This window comes from Paraeggerthella sp. (genome assembly GCF_048427265.1).
GTDB lineage: Bacteria > Actinomycetota > Coriobacteriia > Coriobacteriales > Eggerthellaceae > Paraeggerthella > Paraeggerthella hominis.
The window spans coordinates 1-22,898 of record NZ_DBFOSR010000068.1 but is presented as its reverse complement, the minus strand read 5'-3'; the positions used below and the strand labels follow the sequence as shown (position 1 = coordinate 22,898).

The window sequence follows — 22,898 nt, the reverse complement described above, 5'->3', positions numbered from 1 at the left end:
GAAATCAAACAGAATCTCTTTCGGGAAGAAACACAAGATCGAGCAAACCGACGAACGCTTTATCGTCCTCATGAGGAATGCCCAGCACAGCTTTCATTTTCCGCATGCGGTAACGTATCGTATTGGGATGCTGGTGCAGTTCCTCCGCTATCGTCTTGACATCTCCATGCCGCATCACCAACGCTTCGGCCGTGTGAACAAGCTCGGTTCCGTGCTTCTTATCGTAATCGGAAAGCATGGCTCGATACAACGCGCTTGCGCTCATAAACAAACGATCGTAGCGCACGGCATGAGCAAACGCTGCGACATGCAGCTCCGACCAGCGAATCAGATGCTGGCCGCAGCGACGTGCGCTATCCGCAGCTGCGAGCGCTTGACGGATGCCAACATCCCCGTCGCCCAAATGAACCGCTTCGCCTACGCCAACATGCAACCCCTCTTCCAGTCCGGTCATTGAAAGACATCGCTTTTCGGCGGCCAACCGCTCCTCGTCGCCCACGAAACCGTAGGATACGAAAGCAAGAATATGATCGTGGTAGCGACATGCGCCCACAGATTCCACTGCATAGCATTCCGCTTTCACCGCGTCCAGCGACGAGGACACCGAGTCGAGCATGGCGTAAAACGAGCAGGTGTCACCCGCACGCAGGGCAAAAGCGAAGCACTGAAGCATAGAGCCGGTCGTGCCGACGATAGCGCTCAACCTTGTACGGATGCGATCGTCATCGTGGGCCGCAAGCAGCTCATCCAAAGCCCTTCCTTTGTCCAGCTCCGCCCGATCCCTTCGAATCAGGTCAAGCGATTGGTACGCCACCGTCTCATGGTAGGCACCATCGTACAAATAGACGGGGACGCCGCGCTCCTCGCTCTCCTTGCGGACAGCGTCGCTGATGGGAGGGTCGTACACTGTCTTGATCGCAATAGCGGCAACATCTCTGCGCAGCATAGCCAAGAGCGATTTTTCTGCAAGCTCAGGATTGCCATATGCGAAACCAAGATTCGTGAGGATGAGTTCTCCCGGAACGTAAACCCTGTAGTCGTTGTAATCGGGAGGGCAGTCCAGAATGCCGACATTGCGAACCTCCCGCTGCTGGGACCCTTCACAAGGCGCAATCAGATCTACGCTCTTGAACGCTGGCAACGCAACGATGTCCGCAACGGTAACCAAGAATCCTCCGCCTCACCCGCACGAGAAGTGACTATCAAGAAGATACGATGGCTCGCATGATACCGCATCGCGAAGAGTAAGCCTCGATGGCAAAACGAGTTTAACGAAAATTGCCTATACCGTCTGACAAGCAGGAAAATCAACGCGCACGGTGATAACCGCATGCGAGAAAACAAGGACTCGAGCGAAGCGACCGCCTTTTCAGCCGCCTCCTACCCCTCTTTCGGCATCCTCCACAACAGGACGAAGCCCACGATGAACAAGACCGCCACGGACAGCACGCCTACCGACGAATTCCCGGTCATCTGCGTGAACACGCTCACCAGCAGCGTGCCCATAACAGCAGCGTACTTGCCGAAAATATCGAAGAAGCCGTAATACTCGTTCGCATGCTCCTTCGGTATGAGCTTGCCAAACTCAGAGCGGGACAGCGCCTGGATGCCACCCTGGAACAGACCCACGCACACGGCCAGAATCCAGAACTGCAGCGCCTCGCGCAGGAAAAACGCGGCGAACAGCGTGATGCAGAAGTACGCGAACACGGCGACCAGCAGCATGCGCTTCGTTCCGAACTTCGTGGAAAGCCGCCCGTAGGCGATGGCCGACGGAAACGCCACGAACTGCGTCAGCAGCAGCGCAAGCACCAAATGCGTAGAGTCGATTCCCAGGTCGGTACCGTAGCTGGTCGACATCTTGATGATGGTATGCACGCCGTCGATGTAGAAGAAGAACGCCAGCATGAAGTACCGCAGGCGCCGGTCGCGCACGATGTTCTTGAGCGTTTTCCACAACCCCGAGAACGTATCCCGGAACACGCGCTTCGCACGCTCCTTGTAGTGCGTCTGATGCACGTCGCGCACCAACGGAACACTGAACGCAACCCACCAAGCCGCCGTAATGACGAAGGCGATCTTCATGCCCGTCATCATGTCGATCCCTATGAACGATCCGCCCAGCACTACCGCCAAGCATGCAATAAATGGAATGCACGAGCCGATGTAGCCCCAAGCGTAGCCCTGCGACGACACCTCGTCGTAGCGCTCTTCGGTGGTAGCGTCCACCAAAAACGCGTCGTAGAACACCATCGACCCGTTCACCATAATGGATGCCGCCACGTACACGATCAAAAACGGAAGCGCCTCGGTGGGAATGCCCAACGCCGCGCACGCCACGGCGCCCGTGCCCACGAAGCCGATGAAAAACTTCTTCTTGTTGCCCTTGAGGTCGGCCAAGCTGCCCAAGATGGGCATGAGCAGCGCCAACAGCAGCGCCGCCACGGTTTCCGCATAGCCCCATGCCACGACCACCGACGAGCCCGGCTCGGCAAGCGTTGCGAAGTACACGGGAATGAGCGCCGTCGACAGCATGATGAACGCTGAATTTCCCACGTCGTAGAGAATCCAGCTTCGCTCTTGCTTGGTCAGCTTTCCGAACATGCAGCGCCCCCCTGTAAGGTTTTCCACAAGTGAAAACCGACGGTTAACAAGTACCCGCACATTGTATATGATAGCGCGTAGCGTCATCGGTAAAATCAAGGTCAGAAACGGAGTTCACGCTATGCCGGCTATCATCACGCATGACTTTTTCGGACGAGACGTGTACGACCGTCTGTTTTCCCTTATCGGCGGCTCGCGCGACGAAGCCGACGCCTTCCTTCTGGGCAACCAGGGCCCTGACCCGCTGTTCTACACCGTCATCAGCCCCGGCCTGAGGTCGCACAATCGCCTGGGCAACACCATGCACAGCGAAAAGCCCGCCGAACTGCTCAAAGCGTTCAAAGACTCGCTCTCGATCCTCAGCAGCGCCGAGCTGCCCGTGGGCCGCGCGTACGCGCTGGGCTTCCTGTGCCACTACACGCTGGATTCCACCATGCACCCGTTCGTGTTCTTCCACGAGTACCGTCTGTGCGACGCCGGCGAACCCGGTTTGTCGCGCGAAGACGGCTCCGAGGTTCACGGCGTCATCGAAAGCGAGCTCGACGAGCTGGTTCTGTTCAAGAAGCGCGGGGTTACCGTTGCCGCGTTCAATCCCTCCGAGGAAATCCTCAAAGCAAGCGACTTCGCGCTGAACGTAATCTCGAAGATGTTCGCCTACGCTGCTCTCACCGTGTACGGCGCGATCGTTCCCGCCGACCTGTTCGAGCGAGCCGTGAAGAACTTCCGCCTGGTCCAACGCGTGTTCTACTCCCCCACCGGAGCCAAGCGCGCCGTGGCGGGACGCCTGGAACGAATTCTGCGCCCGCACTCGTTCTTCCAGTCTATGAGCCATCGCCCGATCGAGCTGACGGAAAGCCCGTTCGACAACCGGCAGCACCGCCCCTGGGAGAACCCCTTCACGGGAGAGGTGCGCACGGTCGGCTTCTGGGACCTGTACAACGAAGCGCTCGAAAAAGCATACGGGAACATCTCCGCGTTCGACCGGGAAAGCTTCAACCTGGAAGATGCTCGCACCCTGACCGACAACCTGGACTTTTCGGGCGAGCCGACGGTAGCGGTGCTCGTTTCCGTCGAAGACGGCGCGAAAGACGAAGCTCCTTCCACCTCGTTTGCGGACGCGTAAGCGCCCATGCTGGAAGTAGTCCTCGCCATCCCCTTCTGGCTCGAGCTTGCCGCATCGTTGACCGGCGGGCTGTCCGGCGCCATGAGCGCCGTACGGGCGCGCTACGACATATTCGGCGTGGTGTGCATCGCCATCATCACCGGTCTTGCCGGCGGCATCATGCGCGACGTGCTGCTTCAGAACTACGGCATTTACGCATTTCAGAAACCTACGCTTATCATAGCCTGCGCCGTTGCGGGCGTGGTGGTGTTCTACTTCGGCAAGCTGGCTACGTACTTGGACCCCGTAGTGGATCTTCTGGACAACCTGTCCGTAGCCCTGTGGGCCGTCATCAGCGTGGGCAAAGCCACGTCGGCCGGGCTCGACATCGTGCCCGCTATCATCTTGGGCACCATCACCGCTGTGGGAGGCGGCATCCTGCGCGACATTTGCATGAATCGGGAGCCGGAAGCGTTTCAGGCAGGAGCCCTGTACGGCAGCGCGGCGCTGGTAGGCAGCATCGTGTACGCAGTGCTGCACCAAAACCATATCCTGGATCATTATGCGGAAATCATCTGCGTGACCATCGTTTTGGGACTTCGTTACGCGTCGCTTTTCTTCGGATGGCGCACGCAAGAGCCGCGCGATTACTCGGACGTGGTGGCAAGCGCCGTGGCTCGTCCTGTGAAGTCGGTCGCCCGCCGCGTGCGGCCGCCGAAGGGAAAGATCGAACGCGAGCGCGAGCGCAAAACGGCGTACGACAAGCTGCGTCGCCTTTGGCGAGCGCCGGGCAGCACGTCGCCGTTGCCGCCCGTAGCGAATACGACGAACGCCGACGGCGACGGGGCCGCAGCATCGACGCCGTCGCAGGCCAGCGACCCCAGCGATCGCATCATCGTCAACCGGGAAGAGCTGCGCCGCTTCATCGACAGCACCGGGGGATCGAACGACGAAGACGAGCGCGACCCCTTCGAGCCGCGCTCGTAGAAGCAAGCGCCCGCACGCCTTGCAGGCGCGAACTCGCCGACAAAGCCGATGCCTCGTCGGCGAGCTTGTTCGCTACACGTTTTTCAGCAGCACCGTGTTCATGGTGTCGGCAACATGCTCGCATGCGTCGCAGCAGCGTTCCATGCGATCGAAGATCTGGGACCACACCAGCACGCGCATGGGGTTTTCGCGGTCGTGCGTATGCAGCTTGCGAATGACCTGCAGGTACAGCTGGTCGGCCTCTTCCTCGTACGTGTTGACGTCCACGATCAGCTGCTTGAACTTCTTGGACTTCTTGAAGTTGCGGAAATCCTCCATGGCCGTGTCCAGAGCCTCGCAGCTCTTCTTGATCAGACAGGCGAACTCGAGCGCGTCGTGGTGCATGAAGTGCACGTCGTACATGTAAAAACGCTGGATCACGTCCTCGATGTAATCGATGATGTTGTCCAAAAACTGCGACATGTCGATGATGTCCTCGCGCTCGATAGGCGTGATGAAGTCGGTGGCAACCGTCCTGAAGATCGCATGGTTGATCTCGTCGCCCTCGTGCTCGAGCTCATGCGCGCGCTCCATGGCGCCTCTCAGGTTCTCAGCCTCCGTGAACTTCTCGATTGCTTCGATCAGCAAGTCGGCTTCCTGCATGGCCAACTTGGTCTGCTTCTCGAACGCGTCAAAGTAATCGAACTTTTCCTTCTTGGCCATAAGGGCCTCCTTACGAGAACATCAGGAACAAGTGAGCGAACACGAACCCAAGCAAACCGCAGCCCGGAAACGTAAGTACCCACGTCTTCACCATTTCGACGGCAATTCCCCACTTCACGGCACTTTTTCGCTTTGCCGCGCCCACTCCCATGATAGCCGTCGTGTTCGTATGGGTAGTAGACACCGGAAGTCCGGCGAACGTGGAGAGCATAAGACAGAAAAACGTCGCGCAACTGGCAGCGAACCCCTGGAAGGGTTCCAGCTTGACCATGTCGACCCCGACGCTTTTGATGATGCGCTCGCCGCCTACGGCGGTGCCCAATCCCATGTTGAGCGCGCAGAAGAACATCAACCAGATGGGAAGGACCATTTGATCGGCTTGGCCCACGCCGGTTGCCAACGTGATGGCAAGAACGAAGATGCTCATGAACTTCTGGCCGTCTTGCGCACCGTGCATGAACGCTACGCCCGCGCCCGAAACCACCTGAGCCCACCGAAAGCAAGCCGCGCTTCGATGCCGATCTCTGTTGCGGCATACGCGGCCAATGATCTTGGAGTTCGCCCACCCCAGAAAAAAGCCCAGCAACGTGGACAAAAGAATGCCGTATACGACCTTCATCCACTCCCCGCCGTCGATGGCCCCGAAACCGCCCTGCAGCGCAATGGCGGCGCCCGTCAGCCCGGCGATGAGCGAATGACTCTGGCTGGTGGGGATGCCGAAGTACCACGCCGTTGCGCCCCAAACGATAATGGCCACCATCGCGGCCATAAGCGCAATGAGCGATTGGCGGGCATCTCCCCCGAAATCGACCATGTTGAATATGGTGTGGGCAACCGCCGACGTGAACAAGGAGATGACCAGAAGGCCCAGGAAGTTGCAGATAGCCGCCATAAGGATAGCGTGCTTCGGCTTCATGGCGCGCGTCGACACCACGGTTGCGATAGCGTTGGGAGCGTCGGTCGCGCCGTTGACGACGATCACGCCGATATTGAGCAGGGTCACCGCCACCAGCACCGGGTTGGAGGCGAGCTCGGCCACAAATGCAGCCCACTCTATGGTCACAAGTTCCCTTTCAACAAACCAGTAAAAAGGCTCAGCAACTCATCAGTTTAACGTAAATCTGACAAACCGAAAGGGTCTTAACCCGCTTTCCACGTCCTATTTCGTATCCAGAAGTAAAATAAACGTAAAAGGCATCCGGGAAAACCCGCATTATCGGCTCTGCCTTCGCTCGCACGAACGCTCCGTGATAGAGTAAGCAGTTCAATAGGGATTTCGAGTGCCGCGCACAACGCGAAGCCGAGTCCGCTTTGACGAGCGTCCGCCGGCAAACCGCTGCGGCGGCACCCCAAGGGGGAGGGGTATCGAACATGGAAAAACGCCTGCAGCTGCCTTTGCAGACAGCCGACCTGATCGCCGGATTCATGGTGTGGGTGGTCTTGTCGTCGCTGCTTCCCTCCATCAAGCAAGACATCGCGATCCCGTCCGATGCGATCGCGTTGGTGACCGCCATCCCCGTCGTGCTGGGAAGCGTCCTGCGCGTGCCGTTCGGCTACTGCGCGAACCGCTTCGGCGCGCGAACCGTGTTCCTTGCCAGCTTCGCGGCGCTGCTGGTTCCCGTTTGGCTTCTGAGCGAAGCCACCACCTACCAGGAACTGCTGGTAAGCGGCACGTTCCTGGGCATTGCGGGAGCCGTGTTCTCCGTGGGAGTCACCTCGCTGCCCAAATACTACCCGAAAGAACGACACGGGTTCGTGAACGGCGTATACGGGTTCGGCAACATGGGAACGGCGCTGACCACCTGGCTTGCGCCGGTTGCGGCGTTGGCGCTGGGATGGCGCGGGGCCGTCAAGCTGTACCTGGTGCTGTTAGCCATGTTCGTGATCCTGAACCTTGCGCTGGGCGATCGCAGCGAGCCTCGCGTGAAGACCCCCATCGTGCAGCAGATGAAGCAGATCGGCGCAGATGCGCGCCTGTGGATCCTCTCGCTGTTCTACTTCGTGACCTTCGGGGCGTTCGTAGCGCTGACGGTGTACCTGCCGAACTTCCTCACGTCGCACTACCTTCTTGACGGCGTGAGCGCAGGAGCCGCCACCTCGATCTTCATCGTGACTGCTGCAACGGTTCGCGTCTTGGGCGGGTGGCTGGCCGATCGATTCGACTGCTACAAGCTGCTGGCCTGCGTATTCGTTGCGCTCGCGGCAGGTGCGGCCGTGCTGGCGCTGGCTCCCGGGCTGCCGGCGTACCTTGGAGGCATCTACCTGATCAGCATCGCCTGCGGCATCGGCAACGGAACGGTGTTCAAGCTGGTGCCGTTGTACTTCACCAAGCAAGCCGGGCCGGCAAACGGCATCGTCTCCATGTGGGGAGGCTTGGGCGGCTTTTTTCCGCCCCTGGTTTTGTCAGCGTCCATGGCGGCCTTCGGCACGAACGCGCCCGGCCTTGCCGCTTTCGGCCTGTTCGCGCTCGCATGTCTGGCACTATCGCTGAAGATGAAGCAAAGCAGCAGGTAAAACGGAGCAGAAGGACGGGGCCGCCAAGGCGAGGCATGAGCCTCTTCGCTCGGCGGTCCCGTCCAGCCTTGTTTCCTTACGCGTAGAACGCGAATACGCGCTTGCGCTCGTTGCCGATCTTGGTCAAAGCCTCGTGCCCTGGCAGAACGACCGTCTCGTCGGGCAGCGCCGCCAAACGCTTCAGGGAGCGGCGCATGGCGTTCATGTCGCCACCCTGGAAATCCGTCCGGCCGATGGATCCGCAGAACAGCGTATCGCCCGAGATCAGCACCGGATCTCCCGCAGGATTCGTGCCGAACTGAGGGTCGAGGAACAAGCACATGCTGCCCTCGGTGTGGCCGGGGGTGACCAGCACCTTCCACGGCATGGAGCCGATCTTCACGATGTCTCCGTTGCTGACAACATGATCAACCGGGCACGGCTCGGTGCGCATGTCGTCGCGCGGCAGCTGCTTCTTGCCCTCGATGATGGGCGCGTCGATCGCCGACGCGATGACGGTTGCGCCGGTTTTGTCGCGCAGCTCCTTCGCCGCCCCCACGTGATCGGAGTGGCGATGCGTCAAAACGATGGCATCGACCGTGCGATTGCCCACCGCCTTCAAAATCTCGTCGGCTTTGCAGGAAGGATCGACCACGATGGTGGCCTCTCCGTCCGAGATGATGTACACGTTGTTGCCCAGCATGCCAAGCGTCACGAACTCGACGGGCACGCACGTGCTCTTGACCTTCTTCACCTGAGCCATGGACGGCCTCCTTTACTTTTTCTTTCCGTTGCCCTGCTTGGGCACCATGCGGCGAGCGTCGAACACGCCCTCGATGCCGCGCAGCTTGCTCAAAATGGTATCGATATGGTTGATGTCCGAAACCTGGAACAAAAAGCGCATCTCCGCCATGCCGTCGCGATGAGCCGTGACGGAGCAGTTCAGCACGTTCGCTCCCATTTCGGACAGCACCACGGTCACGTCGCGCAGCAGGTTCATGCGATCGAGCGCGTCAAGGAACACCTCCACCTTGAACGACGTGTTCTTGGGAAGGTCGCGCTCCCACGCCACGTCGATGATGCGCTCCGGCGATTGCTTGAGGTCGGTTGCGTTCGGACAATCCGCGCGATGCACCGACACGCCGCGCCCGCGCGTCACGAAGCCCAGAATCTCGTCGCCGGGCACCGGGTTGCAGCAGCGCGACAAGCGAACCAGCACGTCGTCGATACCCTTCACCACCACGCCGTTGCTGGTATGGGCTTCGTGCTTTTTCGGACGCTTCACCGACGTCAGCATGGGCGGCAGCTTGCCCGTGGACATATCGGACGCGCCGAAGCCAAGCGTCTCGGCCTCTTCGTTGCCCTTGTCCACCAAGATCTTGAGCAGGCGGTTCGACACATGCTGGGCGCTTTCCTTGCCCGTGCCGATGTTCACCAGCATGTCGTCGGGATCGTTGTAGCCCATGTGATCGGCAACGCTCTTGATGGCGCGCATCGACTGGGCGCTCGAAATGCCCAGGCCGTGCTTGCGCATCTCGCGCGTCAGCTTGTCGCGGCCGTTCTGCAAATCGTCCCCGCGGCTCACCCGGCTGAAGTACGACCGAATCTTGCTGCGCGCGCTCGGCGTCTTCACGATGTTGAGCCAGTCGCGCGAAGGGCTTGCGCTCTTCTGCGTGAGAATGTCCACGCGGTCGCCCAGCTGCAGCTCGTACGTTAGAGGCACGATGGCGCCGTTCACCTTCGCACCAACGCAGTGGTTTCCCACCTCCGTGTGGATGGCGTACGCGAAATCGACCGGGGTCGATCCGGCTCGCAAGCTCATGACCTCGCCCTTCGGCGTGAAGACGAACACCTCCGTAGGCGCCAGGTCAACCTTGAGGTCCTTCAGGAACTCGCGCGAGTCCTGCGACTCGTCCTGCCAGTCCACCATCTGGCGAAGCCACGCCAGCTGCTGGTCGATGGCGTCGCCGCCCTTGCCGCCCTTCTCCTTGTAGCGCCAGTGGGCAGCCACGCCGTATTCGCTCTGCCGATGCATGTCCTCGGTGCGAATCTGCACCTCAAGCGGCCGACCGGCAGGGCCGATGACCGTGGTGTGCAGGCTTTGGTACATATTGAACTTCGGCATGGCGATGTAGTCTTTGAAACGCCCCGGCATGGGGTGCCACAGCGTGTGTACCGCGCCCAGAGCCGAATAGCAGTCCTTGACCGACTTCACGATCACGCGCACGGCGATCAGGTCGTAAATCTCGGAGAAGCCCTTGCCCTTCTTCGTCATCTTCTGGTAGATGGAGTACAGGTGCTTCGGGCGGCCCATGATCTGCGCCTGGATGTTCACCTTGCCCATCTCGTCGTGCAGGATGCCGATGATCTGGTTGAGGTAGTCCTCCCGTTCGGCACGGCTTTCCGTAACCATGCGGCTGACCTGCTTGAACTTGTTGGGTTCCAGATAATAGAACGACAGGTCCTCAAGCTCCCACTTGATGGAGTTGATGCCCAGGCGGTGGGCGATGGGCGCGTAGATCTCCAGGGTTTCGCGCGCCTTGAAGATGCGGCGGTCCTCGCGCAGCGCGCCCAGCGTGCGCATGTTGTGCAGGCGGTCGGCCAGCTTGATGACGATCACGCGGATGTCCTTGCTCATGGCCACGAACATCTTGCGAATGGTGGCCGCCTGCTTGTCGGACAAGCTCTCCACCTCGATGCGAGTGATCTTCGTCACGCCCTCGACCAGCTGCGACACCTGGTCGTTGAACTCTTCGGCCACCTGGGCGGCGGTCACGCTGGTATCCTCCACGGTATCGTGGAGCAACGCGGCGATGAGCGTTTCCACGTCCATGCGCAAATCGGCCAGGATAATGGCCACTTCCACGGGATGGGCCACGAACGGCTCGCCGCTTTTGCGGCACTGGCCTTCGTGCGCGTCGCTTGCGAAGCGGAACGCCTTGGCAAGAAGAGCCTCGTCGGCTTCGGAAAGATACGTCGAGGTCAAACGCTGAAGCTCGATGAAGCGGTCCTCGGGAGTATGCGACGCTTGAGCGTCCTTCTTCGCTTCGGGAGCGAACGATTTCTCGGCCACATGCGGACGGCCCAGCAGATTGTCCTCGACCGTCTGCCTGCCCGTCGATTTCGGGGCCTCGCCCAGCAGCTCTTCGCGATCGTTCTTAGTCATCGTCGCCCTCCTTTCCATGCAGCGCCTTGCCCGGCAAAATGGGCCGGGAAACGCGTATATGCAGGCTAGCAGAATCGCTCTTCATCGCCCAGTCGCGGAACGCGTGAAATATCTCGCGCTCCCCCAAACCTTCGCGATAGCGAACGCTGTCCGTCAACTCCACTTTATCCTGCGTGTCCTTCACGTGAATGGATCGCGCCATCCCGTCGGCGCCGAACGCCGTATGGGTCTCGATGAGGCCCAGCTCGCGGAACACCGCCACGCCGCATGCTGCGGAAGCGGGGCTCACCGGGAAGACGTCCGTGCTGGCAGCGGCGGCCAAATCGGCGTTCCCCAAGGTGAAGAACGTATCGGAACTTTCGCGCTGCAAGCTGCGCAGCTTGCGGTACACCTGCGCCAAGCAATCGTGGTCGGGAGTCATGTCGTGCAAGATGCTCTCGTTGATGGAACAATCGTTGCGCCCGAACAGCAGGTGAACGCTCGCACCCTGCCCGTCGCGCCCCGCACGGCCGCTCATCTGGTTGAACTCTATCTCATTGAACGGCAGATGGTACAGCACCACATGACGAATGTTGGGAATGTCCACGCCCTCGCCGAACGCGCTCGTGGCCACCAGCACGCTCAGCGCATCGGTGCGGAACAGCTCCTCGATGCGCTTGCGCTCGCTGCGCGAAAGGCCCGCGTTGTAAAAGCCGATGAGCGGCGCCACCTGCGGCACGCGCTTGCGCAAGCTGCGTGCAACGGCCACGGACTGCTCGCGCGAGTTCACGTAGATGACCGTCTTTTCGCCCGACGCCACCAGATTGGCCAGGTAGTCGTCGCGATTGCGCAGGTTGCGCCGGTCGTCCACCGCCAGGTTCGGACGATCTGCGGTGTCGAACACGCAGGAATCGATGGGCAGCTCGCGCTCGATGGCGGCGGTCACGTCGTCGTCGGCCGTGGCGGTAAGCGCCAGCACCGTGGGGGCGGGGCTTCCCAGCTTCGCAATGGCGGCGCCAATGGTGGCGTAGGCAACGCGCTGCCCGGCTTTCGCCAAGCCCACGTGGTGGGCCTCGTCCACCACCACAAAGCGAACGCGACCCGTAGCGGCAAACTCATCCGCATGCCACGCCAGGAACTCGGGCGTGGTCAGGGCGATATCGTACATGCCGTCAGCCAATCCGGCGAACGCCTGACGACGCTCTTCGGGCGTGCTCTCGCCCGTGAGCGTGACCACGCGCACACCGAACGCATCCAGCGCTTCGCGCAGATGAAACGCCTGATCGGCAATAAGCGCGCGCAAGGGATACACGAACAGGCTCACCTCGTGGTTCGCCAGCGCGCGCATGGCGGCGTGCACTTGGAAGGTCAGGGACTTGCCGCGTCCCGTCACCATCACGCCAAGAACCGAACGTCCCGCGTCCAGGTGGTCCAAGATGTCGCGCTGGGCGTCGTGCAGCCGACGGTCGCCGATGATGGCGCGCACGATATCGCGCTCCAAACCCTCGGGATCCTCGACGGCCTTGGCCTCCCAGAACGCACGGTTCTTCTCGAGCGCAGCCTCGTACGCTTCCACGTCCTCGGGACGATGCTGCACGTTGGCGCACAGCTCCGCATCGCTCGTGGCATACAGATCGGCCACGAAGCTGAGGTTTTCAGGGTTGAGGCACGCTTCCAGCGCGCCACACGTACGCGCAGGAGCCAGCGACTGGAGCATGGCCTTCACCGATTTGCGGCCCCGCCATTCGTCGATCTGCACCTCGAACGCGGCGTTCACCACGCTGTCGGTGCGCATGAGCGTTTCGATGTCCGAGCAATGGAACATGATGCCGGCCACCGTGGCTCGCCCGTCCGTGAGCGAGCACGAGAAGTGGTTCTTCTCGGCGCCGACCGCGCGCGCGTTCACCAGCGTCACGTCGCGCGCCAAGTACACGGGCACCGGATGCTCCTGACCGAACGGAGCAAGCTTGTCCAGCTGAGCCACGCTTTCCAACGTCAGCTCGTCCAGGCTCACGCAGGCGTCGATCTTCACAAGCGGATGGAACGCGCCCTCGGGCAGCTCGTCCATGTAGGCGCACAGGCGCCGCTCGAATTCGGGGAGCTTGTCGGCCGGCAGCGTCACGCCCACGGCGGCCTCATGCCCGCCGAAGCGCGTGAGCAGGTCGGATGCGCTTTCCACGGCCTTGAACAGGTTCACCTGGCCCACGCTGCGACCGCTGCCGCGCGCCTCGTCGCCGTCGATGGTGAACAGCAGGCTGGGCACGCCGTACGTGTTGACCAGGCGGCTTGCCACAATCCCCTTCACGCCTTCGTGCCAGCTTTCGCCCGACACCACAAGCGCCCGCTGGCCCTGGTACACCTCTGCGGCGCGGGCTTTCGCGATCTCGGAAAGCTCCGCCTCGATGGCACGGCGCTGGTCGTTCACGTGCTCGAGCTCGGCCGCCAAGCGATTGGCCTCTTCGAAGTCATCGGTCATGAGCAGATCGAGCGCCAGTTGCGCGTCGCCCATGCGGCCGGCGGCGTTCAGACGAGGGATGACCGAGAAGCTTAAATTGGTGGCGCTGATGGGCTTGTCGATGGCGCCGCTGGTGGCAAGGAGCGCCGCGATGCACGGGCGGGGCGCCTTGTTCATGCGCGCGATGCCGTCTGCCACGAGCGCGCGGTTCTCGCCGCGCATGGGCATGAGGTCGGCCACCGTTCCCAGGGTGGCGAAGTCGGTGTAGTCCCGCCATAGGTGCGGCTGCCCCAGGCGACCGCCCAGCACCTGCACCAGCTTGAGAGCCACGCCCACGCCGGCAAGAATGGCGCTGGGGCAGGCAGGATCGCATTTGGGATCGGCCACGGGCACGCCTTCGGGCACCAGGTCAACCGGCTCGTGGTGGTCGGTGACGGCCAGGCCGAGACCGGCCTCCACCACCATGGCCGCCTCCGCTTTGCAGGCGATGCCGCAGTCCACGGTCACGATGAAGTCCGGGCCGAACGAGCACGCGCGCAAAAACGCCGCCTCGGACAGCGCGTAGCCTTCCTCGAAACGCAGGGGAATGAACGGCGTAGCCTGCGCGCCTAGGGCGCGCAAACCGCGAGTGAGCACCGTGGTGGCCGAAATGCCGTCCAGGTCGAAATCGCCGAACACCAAGATGTGGTCGCCGCGCTTGACAGCGGCCTCCAGAGCGTCGGCCACCTCGGACAACCCGGGAATAATGTACGGGTCAAGCCAATCGCGCTCGATAGAGGGCGCAAGGAAGCGACGGACGTCTTCGGGCCGCTCGATGCCGCGCGCGACGAGCGTGGCCGCGATGAAGCGCGGCAAGGCCAATTCGCGTTGCAATAGATCCACGGAAGCGGGATCGGCCGCTTTAATGTTGAACTGGGCAGACATGATTCTGATACCTAACGTGCGAAGTTTCGAATAGTTCGCCTGCCATTGTCCCACATTCGAGAAGGCGTGTCACCGCCGAAGGCGCAGGCGGCGGCACGGCCCACGCACGGCGCGCCCCGAAAAGATCGCGGTAGCGTCAGCCTTTCGCCAGCGGAGCAACCACGAACGATACAACCAGGTAGATACCCAGGATGACGGCAAGAACAATGCCCGCGCGTCGATCAAGCTTGGCGTCCTCGCTCAAGGGCTCGCTATCTTGCTGAGATCTTTTCCGAATCGCACGATTATCGCGCCAGGTAGCAAGGCATGCCCACGCGCAGGAACCCACGATGCCCGCAATAGCCGCGAATATCGCAATGCCTACGAAGTCGAAACCTCCCAGTTCGCGCACGTACGTCGACCCCAGCAGGAGCAAAAGCGACGCCGTGCACACCAGCATGACCGCCGACATGCGCTTGCCCAACCGCTTCTGCTCAGGTGAAGCAAGCTCTTCGTCGGTAGCCATGGTGTTTCCCGCAATCGACCGCAGCCACCGCCCATGCCAGTAGTTCCAGGCCAGCGCCAAGAACAGGGCGCATATCAGCAGCACCAGGATCGTCCCTACCATGAGCTCACTCATCCGCTTCACCCCCGCTTCTTGCTTCTTCTATAAGCAAGTATATCAAAGTAAGATAAGGCAACCTTGCTGCGGAGCGGAAACGGACCGATTCACCACACGCACGACGGCGAAAACAGGAGGTCGCCCTGTCGTTGCGGGCCGCGCAACAGGCGCGTTCGCCGTCGGGGCCGCGAGCCGTCGCGCGGCGGTCGCGGTCGCTGCCGATCCCCTGCCGCTGTCAAAACGGACGAGTTTTGCTGGTCCTCGAATCAGGATAATGGCAGGCGACGAGCCTCTGACCTGGCATGTTATAACACGCCCACAGCCGGGTCGCTCCGAAAAAGCTGAAACCCGCCGCAAAACTCGCTCGTTTTGACAGCGAGGGGGGCGCCACGCGCCGCGGGAGCAAGATGGGGCCGCCACGCGAACTGAAAAAGCGGGCGCAAGTCGCCGCCCCAGGCCCCCGGCACACCGGATGCCCACACCCGCGCCGCGCCCCGCGGCACGCCCCATGCCCGTACGCCGCGCGCCGCTTCCGCCCCGGCGGAGCCGAGCGCCCCGCACCCGCCCCAGGCCCCGGCACGCCGGATGCCCACGCCCGCGCCGGCAGAGCCGGACGCCCCATGCCCGCACGCCACACCCCGCCCCGCCGCCAGCCTGCGGCTACACCTCGTCCAGAAGAGCCAACAGCTCCTGCTTCTTGTGAATGCCCAGCTTGGCGTAGATGCGCTTGCTGTGAGTGCGCATCGTGTTCTCGGATATGAACAGCATTTCGGCAATGGCGGGACCTGAATGCCCGCGCGCAACAAGCTCCATGACCTCGGCTTCTCGACTGGACAACCCGTACAACTCGCTCAATCGCAGACACTGCTTCGACAGCCGATCCACCAAAGGCGCCGATCCCGCAACCGCAACCGCAGACGAAGCCGCGGAAGAGCCCGCCTCGCCCGACACCGCAGGATTCGAGCCCGCCGCTCGCGCGGCCCGGCCCTTCGCCGCGCTCGCCCGGCCCTCTTCGGACGCATCCGCCTCGGCCGTCGTGCGAGCGCGCACGGCGCGGCTCACGGCAATCTCCGCCGACGCCTCCTTCCGGCGAGCCTTCGGCGTGAGCATAAGAAACTCCAGGCGGTTGGTGTGCAGCTTGCCCACCCTGCGACCGACCAACGCAACCAGCAACAAAACGTACAGCGCAACCAGTCCCACAAACGAAAGCTGCTCGACGCCCAAGGTGACTTCGCTGCCGGAAGCGTAGCCCACCACGTACCCGCACATTTGCAGAAAGTACGTGATGGTGCCGTAGAACGCGAAAATGAACACCGGATTGATGCCGCTATCGCGGGATATCTGGCCGCAGTGCATCATGACCAGCACGGTGGCCAGCATGAAGCAGGCGTACGTAACCCCGCTGCCAATGATGGTGAACCACTCGCCCGCGAACGGAAGCACGATCAAGCAAGTCGCCGCCACCGGGAACAGCACCCGAAAAACGCTCATCAAGTCAACGTGGATGGTGCGTATACGCCATGCTCCGTAAAACGCCGCCACCACGGCCAGCAGCGCGAACATGGAAAAGATGTTGATGGTGCTGAGCAGGTCCTGGTGCGTAACCGCAATAAAGCGAATGGCGCCCGAGCAAAATCCCAGCGCGCCCACCGAAAGCGCCGGCAGCAAGCTCTCGCGCAAGGCGTTGCGATACACCAGCGCATGCTCGCGCGGAACGTCGTCGAACATAGGCTGCGCGTCGTCGGTGCCCTCCGCCGCGATCCACAGGCACAGCCCCGCCAACGGAACCAGCACAAGCGGAATCAAGTACGCCGTCAAAGCCGTGGGAATGAAGCACAGGAAAAAGTACAGCAGCGCCGAAAAGCCCGTGCCCTTGATGAGCGCCATGTTCCCCCGCGCGCTGTCGAGCGAAGCGAACACGCGCTGCCAGCTCATAAGGTATCCGGCCGATCCCACGCCTATGAGCGCTGCGGCAACCACGATAAGCGCGAACGCCAGCGATTCCAGGTACATAGCGCCCACCAGCATCAGCGGACCAAACGCCAGCGGAACGGAGAACGCCAAAACATGGGCCCGCCGGGCGAAGGCCGGACGCGCCCATGTGACCGCCATGCATACGCAGAACGCAGCCCAAAACGACGCTATCTGCACCGTATAAAATACAATGGTAGTAAGCGGGGTCTGGCACGGTGCGGACAGATACGGGAAGATTCCTCCCCAAATCGACGTTGCGTTTATCGACAGGAATGCAGCGTACCCGAAGCTGGGGACGTCCGGTCTGAGTGCGGTTGGCGCGCGCATGTACGGAATCCCTCCTTTGGTTGTCGTGGTGCCATTCTAACAGACGCTCTCATGCCGAAAAACGGGGTGAAACTCAGCCATTCGACAATATGGTGATAGCTTTTACCTGGGGAAACGAAAATATCACAACATTCTGGTGACAAGGTTGCAACCCCGAAACATCTATAGTTTTCGCCAGTTCGAACTGCATGGACGTGCCCTGCCGAGCGTTGACGAGGCGAAGGCAAGGCGCACGAAGCAAACGAGGAACCTACGAGTATTGGAGGGGGTTGCATGTCGAACACCACGACATCCCAGGGACTGACCCGCCGCACCTTCGTGAAGGCGACGGGCGCGCTCGGCGCGCTTGCCGCCGCAAGCGGAGCGGCATCCCAAAGCCTGTTCGCCGACGCTCCGCAAGCCTATGCCGAAGACGCGGCTGGCAACGAGGAGATCGTCTGGACGCACTGCCACGTCAACTGCGGAGGCGCGTGCCCGCTGCAGTGCCATGTGCAGGACGGCGAATTGAAGTACGTCGAATCCGACAACACGGGAGACCCCGCGTTCGGCGCCGTCGAGGCGCGCGCTTGCCTGCGCGGCCGCTCCATCCGCCCGTGGCTGGGAAGCGCCGACCGGCTGAACTACCCGATGAAGCGCGTCGAGGGCACGAAGCGCGGCGAGGGCCAGTACGAGCGCATCAGCTGGGACGAGGCGCTCGACATCATCGCCAGCGAATTCACGCGCATCACGAAGCAGTACGGCAACGAGGCCGTGTTCATCCAGGAATGCTCGGGCGTCGAGCAGAACATCATGATGAACAATCCCTTCTTCCGCCTGTTCAACCTGCTGGGCGGCGAAGTCACGCGCTACGGCAGCTACTCGAGCGCGTCCATCAGCTTCGGGGCGTACCCGTACACGTACGGCAAGTCGTGGGGCAACCGCTCGCTCAAGACCATCCAGGAAGGCGAGCTTGTCGTGTTCTTCGGCTTCGCGCCGAACGACATGCGCATGGCCGGTGACGGCCCGGGTTACGACCTGAACGTGGTTCGCGAGAAGAAGAACGCGCGCGTCATCGTCATCGATCCGCGCCGCAACGAAACCTGCACGAACCAGGGCGCCGAATGGATTCCCATCGTGCCCGGCACCGACGCAGCCCTGGTAGCGGGCCTTGCCCACGTGCTCATTACCGAAAATTTGGTTGACCTGGACTTCCTGCACACGTACTGCGTGGGCTTCGACGAGGAGACCATGCCCGAAGATGCTCGCGGCAAGAACCTGTCCTACCGCGACTACATCCTGGGCACCGGCTACGACCAGGTGGAGAAGACCCCCGCGTGGGCATCCGCCATCACGAAAGTGCCGGAAGAGCGCATCGTGAAGCTGGCGCACGAGATTGCCGAATCCGACCCGTGCTACATCTGCCAGGGCCTTGGGCCCCAGCGACACACTAACGGCGACAACGCCTCGCGCGCCATCATGGTGCTGCCGCAGCTGGTGGGCCAGGTAGGCAAGCCGGGCACCACGTCGGGCGGGACCATCGGCAACGACGACATCGGCCTGAACACCCTGCCCACGGGCAAGAACCCCATCAAGGCGAAGTTCCCGAACTTCCTGTGGCCCGAAGCCATCCGCGACGGTGCGAAGCTGACCGCCACCAACGCGGGCATCCAGAACGCCGACGGCCTGAAGGTGGGCGTCAAATTCCTGGTGAACTACGGCAACAACATGATGGCCAACCAAAACGCCGACATCAACTTCACCACCGATATCCTGCGCGACGAAACCCTGTGCGAGTTCATTCTGCAGTACGACATAGCCTGGACCGACTCGTGCAACTGGGCCGACATCGTCCTGCCCGACTTGACCCCGCAGGAAACGTACAGCCTGACGGCCGCCGGCGAGTCCAACGACGTCGAGGGCATCCGTTTCGGCCAGCCCCTCTACGGTCCGAAGTTCGAGCGCCGCGAAGTCTACGAGGTATGCGGCGAGCTGGCGAAGCGCCTGGGCGTGTACGACGAGTATTCCGAGGGCGGCCTGACCCGCGAAGACTGGTGCCGCAAGCTCTACGACGAGCTGCGCGAAGACAAGCCCGAGCTTCCCACGTACGACGAGGGCGTGAAGATGGGCGCGTTCACGTACGACATCGAACCGTCCACCAAGGTTGACGACTTCATTTTGGATCCCGTGGCAAACCCGCTTAAAACGGCAACTGGGAAGATCCAGATCTACTCCCCCGAGCTGGCGAAGATCGCCGAGACATGGGATCTGCAGGAAGGCGACGTGATCTCGGCCATCCCCGTGTACTATCCTGGCTTCGACGGCCCCGATTCCACGACCGAAGAGTTCCCGTTCCAGATTGTGGACTTCCATCACAAGGGAACCACCCACTCGACGTACGCCGCCAACCCGACGCTGCACAAGCTGGCTCCGTTCCAGGCGTGGATCAACCCGATGGACGCCGCTTCGCGCGGCATCGCGGACAACGACAAGGTTCGCCTGGTCAGCGCGCAGGGAGAAATCCGCACGACGGCCAAGGTGACGAACCGCGTCATTCCCGGAACCATCATGTACCCGCAGGGAGCCTGGCATCGCGCCGACATGCAGGGCGACCGCATCGACCACGGCGGTTGCAGCAACACGCTGACCAGCCGCCATTGCAACCCGGTGTCGAAGGGCACGGGCCAGCACAGCGTAATCGGCACGATCGAGAAGGTGGAGGGGTAAGCCATGACGCAGTACGGTTTCTATTTCGACGCGACGCGCTGCACGGGTTGCAAGACCTGCGAAGCGGCCTGCCGCGACTATCACGACCTGCCGCTGGACTATTCGTACCGCCGCGTGTACGAACTTGAGGGCGGCGGATGGACCCAGGCGGCCGACGGCACCTGGAGCACCGATTCCTACACGTACTACACGTCGTTCGCATGCAGCCATTGCGACAACCCGGCATGCACGCACGTATGCCCCACCGGCGCAATGCACAAAGACGATAAGGGCATTGTTTCCGTGGATACGCATCGCTGCATCGGCTGCGGTTACTGCGAGCTGGCCTGCCCGTACGGCAACCCGCACGTCGATCGCCAGAAGGGCCACAGCGTGAAGTGCGACGGCTGCGCGTCCCGTGTAGCCGCAGGCAAGCAGCCCATGTGCGTGGAGGCATGCTCTATGCGCGCCATCGAGTTCGGGCCGATCGACCAGCTGGAGCAAGGCGACGGCCGCGCGGCGGTAGCGCCCTTGCCCGATCCCAGCGTGACCACGCCGAACTTTTACATTAAGAACTGCGCGGCAGCGCAGCCGTGCGGCTCGACCTCGTGCGTCGTGGCCAACAAGACGGAGGTGAAGTAACATGGGTTCCGGATTCGAGCATGCCGCACTGGCGGTGTTCACCACCCTCGCTCCCATGGGCGCAGGAGCGTTCATCGTCCTGACGTACGCGTTCTTGGCAGGCAAGCCCGACCAGGCGGCCGCAAAGCGTCTCGACCGCTGGACCGCGCTGCCGCTGGCAGTGCTGGCCGTGGGCTTTACGGGTGCGTTCATGCACCTGGCCAGCCCTCTGGGAGCTTTCGGGGTATTCGCCGGCGTGGGATCCTCGCCGCTTTCGAACGAGATCCTGGCGGGCGTGCTGTTCGTCGTAGCGGCTGTGATCTATTGGGTGCTTGGCCTGGCAGGAAAGCTGTCCGAAGGCGCGCGTCGCGCGTTCCTGATTGCGCTGTCGGTTCTGGCCGTCGTGTTCTCGGCGTTCTGCGGCCTGGCGTACATGATGCACACCATCCCCACGTGGAACACCCCGACGTCCATTGTTCAGATGGTGGGCTTCATGGTGGCCGGCGGCACGGTGCTGGGATTCTGCACTGTAGGATTCGCCCAGGTAGGACTGCCGAAGGGCGCCGGCACGGTAGCTCTGGCCCTCACGCTGGCCGGCGTTGTGGTAGCCTCTGCGGGCTTCGGCATGCAGATCGCCGGGCTTGAAGGCATCCGCAACATCTGGGGATCGGCGGCGCAGCTGGTTCCGGCCATCGGCATGATGCTGGCAGCGTTCGCCGCGTGCGGTCTGCTGGGAGCAGTGCTGGCCTACGTCGCGTCGAAGAAGGCGTTCGCGCCGGCGCTTATGGTAGGCTCGTGCGCCATCGTGGCTGTCGGCGTGTTCGTAGCGCGCATCGGATTCTACGGACTGTTCATGGGAATTGCCCTGTAACATCTCGTACAAAGCAGTATCCTCCCGGAATACGGGCGAGCGGTCTCCCTCCGCTCGCCCGTATTCTTTATACTGGTGGTTGCCGATGCACGTATCGGAAACCACCGCCCACGACACGCGAAAAGAGGCCCGACGCTCATGGAGACGGCGATCAACGAGATCACGCTCGTGCTGTTCACCACTATCGCACCCGCAGGCGTGATAGGCTATCTGCTTATGGCCGCAGCTATCGTACGCGCCAGCAAGAAGGACCGCGCCGACGCCATCAGCCGCCATCTGGTGGTTCCGCTTGTGCTGGCCATCTCCGGCCTCATCGCATCGGCCACGCATCTGGGCACCCCGGCGAACGCGCTGTACGTGATTACGGGCATAGGCAGGTCGCCGCTTTCGAACGAAGTGGTGGCCGCGGTGGCGTTTCTGGCACTTGGCGGCATCTACTGGATCATCTCATTTCGCAACGACCTTACCCGCGCCTTTCGCACCGCTTGGCTCGTGCCCACCATCGCGGCGGGCCTCGCGTTCGTGTGGTTCATCGGCGTGGCGTATTCGGTGCCCTCGGTTCCCACGTGGAACCTGCCCACCGCGCCGCTGACGCTGTGGCTGAACGCGCTGTCGAGCGGGCCCATCGTGGGACTGTTCGGGCTGGCGCTTGCTCGCCAGGAGCCGTCGCGGCGCGCGGCCTTCGTCGCGCTTGCGGTTACGGCCTGCGCAGCTGCGGCGAACGCGGGTGTTCTGGCTTTGGAGTGGCAAGCGCTTGAAGGCATTGTCACCACCACGACGCGCGCGACCGACCTTGTTCCCAACCTTGGCCTTTTGCTGGGCTTGTACCTGACGTTGGAAGCCGAGGCCGTTGCTTTGTGCGCCGTTGCCTCGCTGCGCAAAACGCTGCCAGCGCCCGCGTCGATCGACCCCTTCACCGTTGCCCGGCGCACCGGCACGGTGCGGCTGCTGCTCACTGCGGGCGCCGGAATGCTGGCCCTTGCCGCTTCGTTCGCCGTGCGCTTCGCGTTCTACGCCATGCACATGACCGTGGGCGTGTAGGAACCCCGAACCTGCCCGGCTTGGACCGCCCGGCCCCCCTCCGCTGTCAAAACGGACAAGTTTTTCTGGTCCTCGAATCAGGATAATGGCCGGCAGCAAGCTTCTGACCTGGCATGTTGCAAAACGCCCGCAGCCGGGTCGCCCCGAAAGGGCAGAAAACCGCCGCAAAACTCGTCCGTTTTGACAGCGAGGGGCACGGCGCGCACCGCGTGAGCAGGATTGAGCCGCTGCCGCAAGCGCCGACCGCAGGTCGAAAGCGAGACACGGTGACCGGGCGCCCCGAATACCGCCCGCAAAAGCCGGTCAAGAATACAAATGGGAGACGATTCCGCCCGATTTCTTCACGAAACCGTCGGGTGCTGCGATACT

The 22,898-nt window shown here is 62.1% G+C and carries 17 protein-coding genes; 8 read left to right on the top strand and 9 right to left on the bottom strand.

Annotation, left to right across the window (positions count from 1 at the left end):
- Positions 1-4: 4 nt before the first annotated feature.
- The gene (locus tag ACMNI9_RS06585) at positions 5-1,168 is read right to left on the bottom strand and encodes a helix-turn-helix domain-containing protein (RefSeq protein WP_114567345.1); all 1,164 of its coding nucleotides are present in this window, start codon (positions 1,166-1,168) and stop codon (positions 5-7) included.
- Between the two features lie 212 nt (positions 1,169-1,380).
- Positions 1,381-2,604, bottom strand: a complete 1,224-nt coding sequence (locus ACMNI9_RS06580) for an MFS transporter (RefSeq protein ID WP_114567346.1) — start codon at positions 2,602-2,604, stop codon at positions 1,381-1,383.
- 121 nt (positions 2,605-2,725) lie between these two features.
- Between ACMNI9_RS06580 and ACMNI9_RS06575 the strand changes: the two genes are divergently transcribed.
- Positions 2,726-3,727, top strand: coding sequence for a zinc dependent phospholipase C family protein (locus ACMNI9_RS06575; protein ID WP_418831307.1), 1,002 nt, complete (start codon positions 2,726-2,728; stop codon positions 3,725-3,727).
- Between the two features lie 6 nt (positions 3,728-3,733).
- On the top strand, positions 3,734-4,693 hold the full coding sequence (locus ACMNI9_RS06570; RefSeq protein WP_418831306.1) for a trimeric intracellular cation channel family protein: 960 nt from the start codon (positions 3,734-3,736) through the stop codon (positions 4,691-4,693).
- A 72-nt stretch (positions 4,694-4,765) separates the two neighbouring features.
- On the opposite strand, the gene ACMNI9_RS06565 is transcribed toward ACMNI9_RS06570, so the two are convergent.
- Positions 4,766-5,395 (bottom strand): DUF47 domain-containing protein, encoded by a 630-nt coding sequence (locus ACMNI9_RS06565; protein WP_114567349.1) that lies wholly within the window; start codon positions 5,393-5,395, stop codon positions 4,766-4,768.
- A 10-nt stretch (positions 5,396-5,405) separates the two neighbouring features.
- Positions 5,406-6,458: an inorganic phosphate transporter gene (locus tag ACMNI9_RS06560; protein WP_418831305.1), complete on the bottom strand. Its 1,053-nt coding sequence runs from the start codon at positions 6,456-6,458 to the stop codon at positions 5,406-5,408.
- Between the two features lie 308 nt (positions 6,459-6,766).
- Here ACMNI9_RS06560 and ACMNI9_RS06555 point away from each other — a divergent pair, with 308 nt between their 5' ends.
- Positions 6,767-7,909 carry an MFS transporter gene (locus ACMNI9_RS06555; RefSeq protein WP_418831304.1) on the top strand — a complete coding sequence of 381 codons (1,143 nt, stop codon included), beginning with the start codon at positions 6,767-6,769 and terminating at the stop codon, positions 7,907-7,909.
- 76 nt (positions 7,910-7,985) lie between these two features.
- Here the strand turns inward: ACMNI9_RS06555 and ACMNI9_RS06550 are convergent, their stop codons facing one another.
- The 5 genes from ACMNI9_RS06550 to ACMNI9_RS06530 all read right to left on the bottom strand — a co-directional run bounded on the left by ACMNI9_RS06550 (position 7,986) and on the right by ACMNI9_RS06530 (position 17,314).
- On the bottom strand, positions 7,986-8,651 hold the full coding sequence (locus ACMNI9_RS06550) for an MBL fold metallo-hydrolase (protein WP_114567352.1): 666 nt from the start codon (positions 8,649-8,651) through the stop codon (positions 7,986-7,988).
- A gap of 12 nt (positions 8,652-8,663) precedes the next feature.
- Complete coding sequence (locus ACMNI9_RS06545; RefSeq protein WP_114567353.1) at positions 8,664-11,054, bottom strand: RelA/SpoT family protein; 2,391 nt, start codon at positions 11,052-11,054, stop codon at positions 8,664-8,666.
- A complete protein-coding gene (gene recJ, locus ACMNI9_RS06540) occupies positions 11,047-14,412 on the bottom strand; it encodes a single-stranded-DNA-specific exonuclease RecJ (protein WP_418831303.1) in 3,366 nt (1,121 codons plus the stop codon). Before recJ ends, ACMNI9_RS06545 begins: the two co-directional genes overlap by 8 nt.
- Before the next feature lie 136 nt (positions 14,413-14,548).
- Positions 14,549-15,040 carry a hypothetical protein gene (locus ACMNI9_RS06535; protein ID WP_418831302.1) on the bottom strand — a complete coding sequence of 164 codons (492 nt, stop codon included), beginning with the start codon at positions 15,038-15,040 and terminating at the stop codon, positions 14,549-14,551.
- 633 nt (positions 15,041-15,673) lie between these two features.
- Positions 15,674-17,314 carry a helix-turn-helix transcriptional regulator gene (locus tag ACMNI9_RS06530; protein ID WP_418831301.1) on the bottom strand — a complete coding sequence of 547 codons (1,641 nt, stop codon included), beginning with the start codon at positions 17,312-17,314 and terminating at the stop codon, positions 15,674-15,676.
- 273 nt (positions 17,315-17,587) lie between these two features.
- Here ACMNI9_RS06530 and ACMNI9_RS06525 point away from each other — a divergent pair, with 273 nt between their 5' ends.
- The 5 genes from ACMNI9_RS06525 to ACMNI9_RS06505 all read left to right on the top strand — a co-directional run.
- Positions 17,588-20,017, top strand: a complete 2,430-nt coding sequence (locus tag ACMNI9_RS06525) for a DMSO/selenate family reductase complex A subunit (RefSeq protein ID WP_114567356.1) — start codon at positions 17,588-17,590, stop codon at positions 20,015-20,017.
- A 3-nt stretch (positions 20,018-20,020) separates the two neighbouring features.
- Complete coding sequence (locus ACMNI9_RS06520; RefSeq protein WP_418831300.1) at positions 20,021-20,638, top strand: DMSO/selenate family reductase complex B subunit; 618 nt, start codon at positions 20,021-20,023, stop codon at positions 20,636-20,638.
- Between the two features lies 1 nt (position 20,639).
- Positions 20,640-21,488 carry a dimethyl sulfoxide reductase anchor subunit family protein gene (locus tag ACMNI9_RS06515; RefSeq protein WP_418831299.1) on the top strand — a complete coding sequence of 283 codons (849 nt, stop codon included), beginning with the start codon at positions 20,640-20,642 and terminating at the stop codon, positions 21,486-21,488.
- Between the two features lie 138 nt (positions 21,489-21,626).
- Positions 21,627-22,529, top strand: coding sequence for a dimethyl sulfoxide reductase anchor subunit family protein (locus tag ACMNI9_RS06510; protein ID WP_418831298.1), 903 nt, complete (start codon positions 21,627-21,629; stop codon positions 22,527-22,529).
- 113 nt (positions 22,530-22,642) lie between these two features.
- The coding region (locus ACMNI9_RS06505; protein WP_418831297.1) for a hypothetical protein at positions 22,643-22,898 on the top strand (256 nt) is incomplete at its 3' end.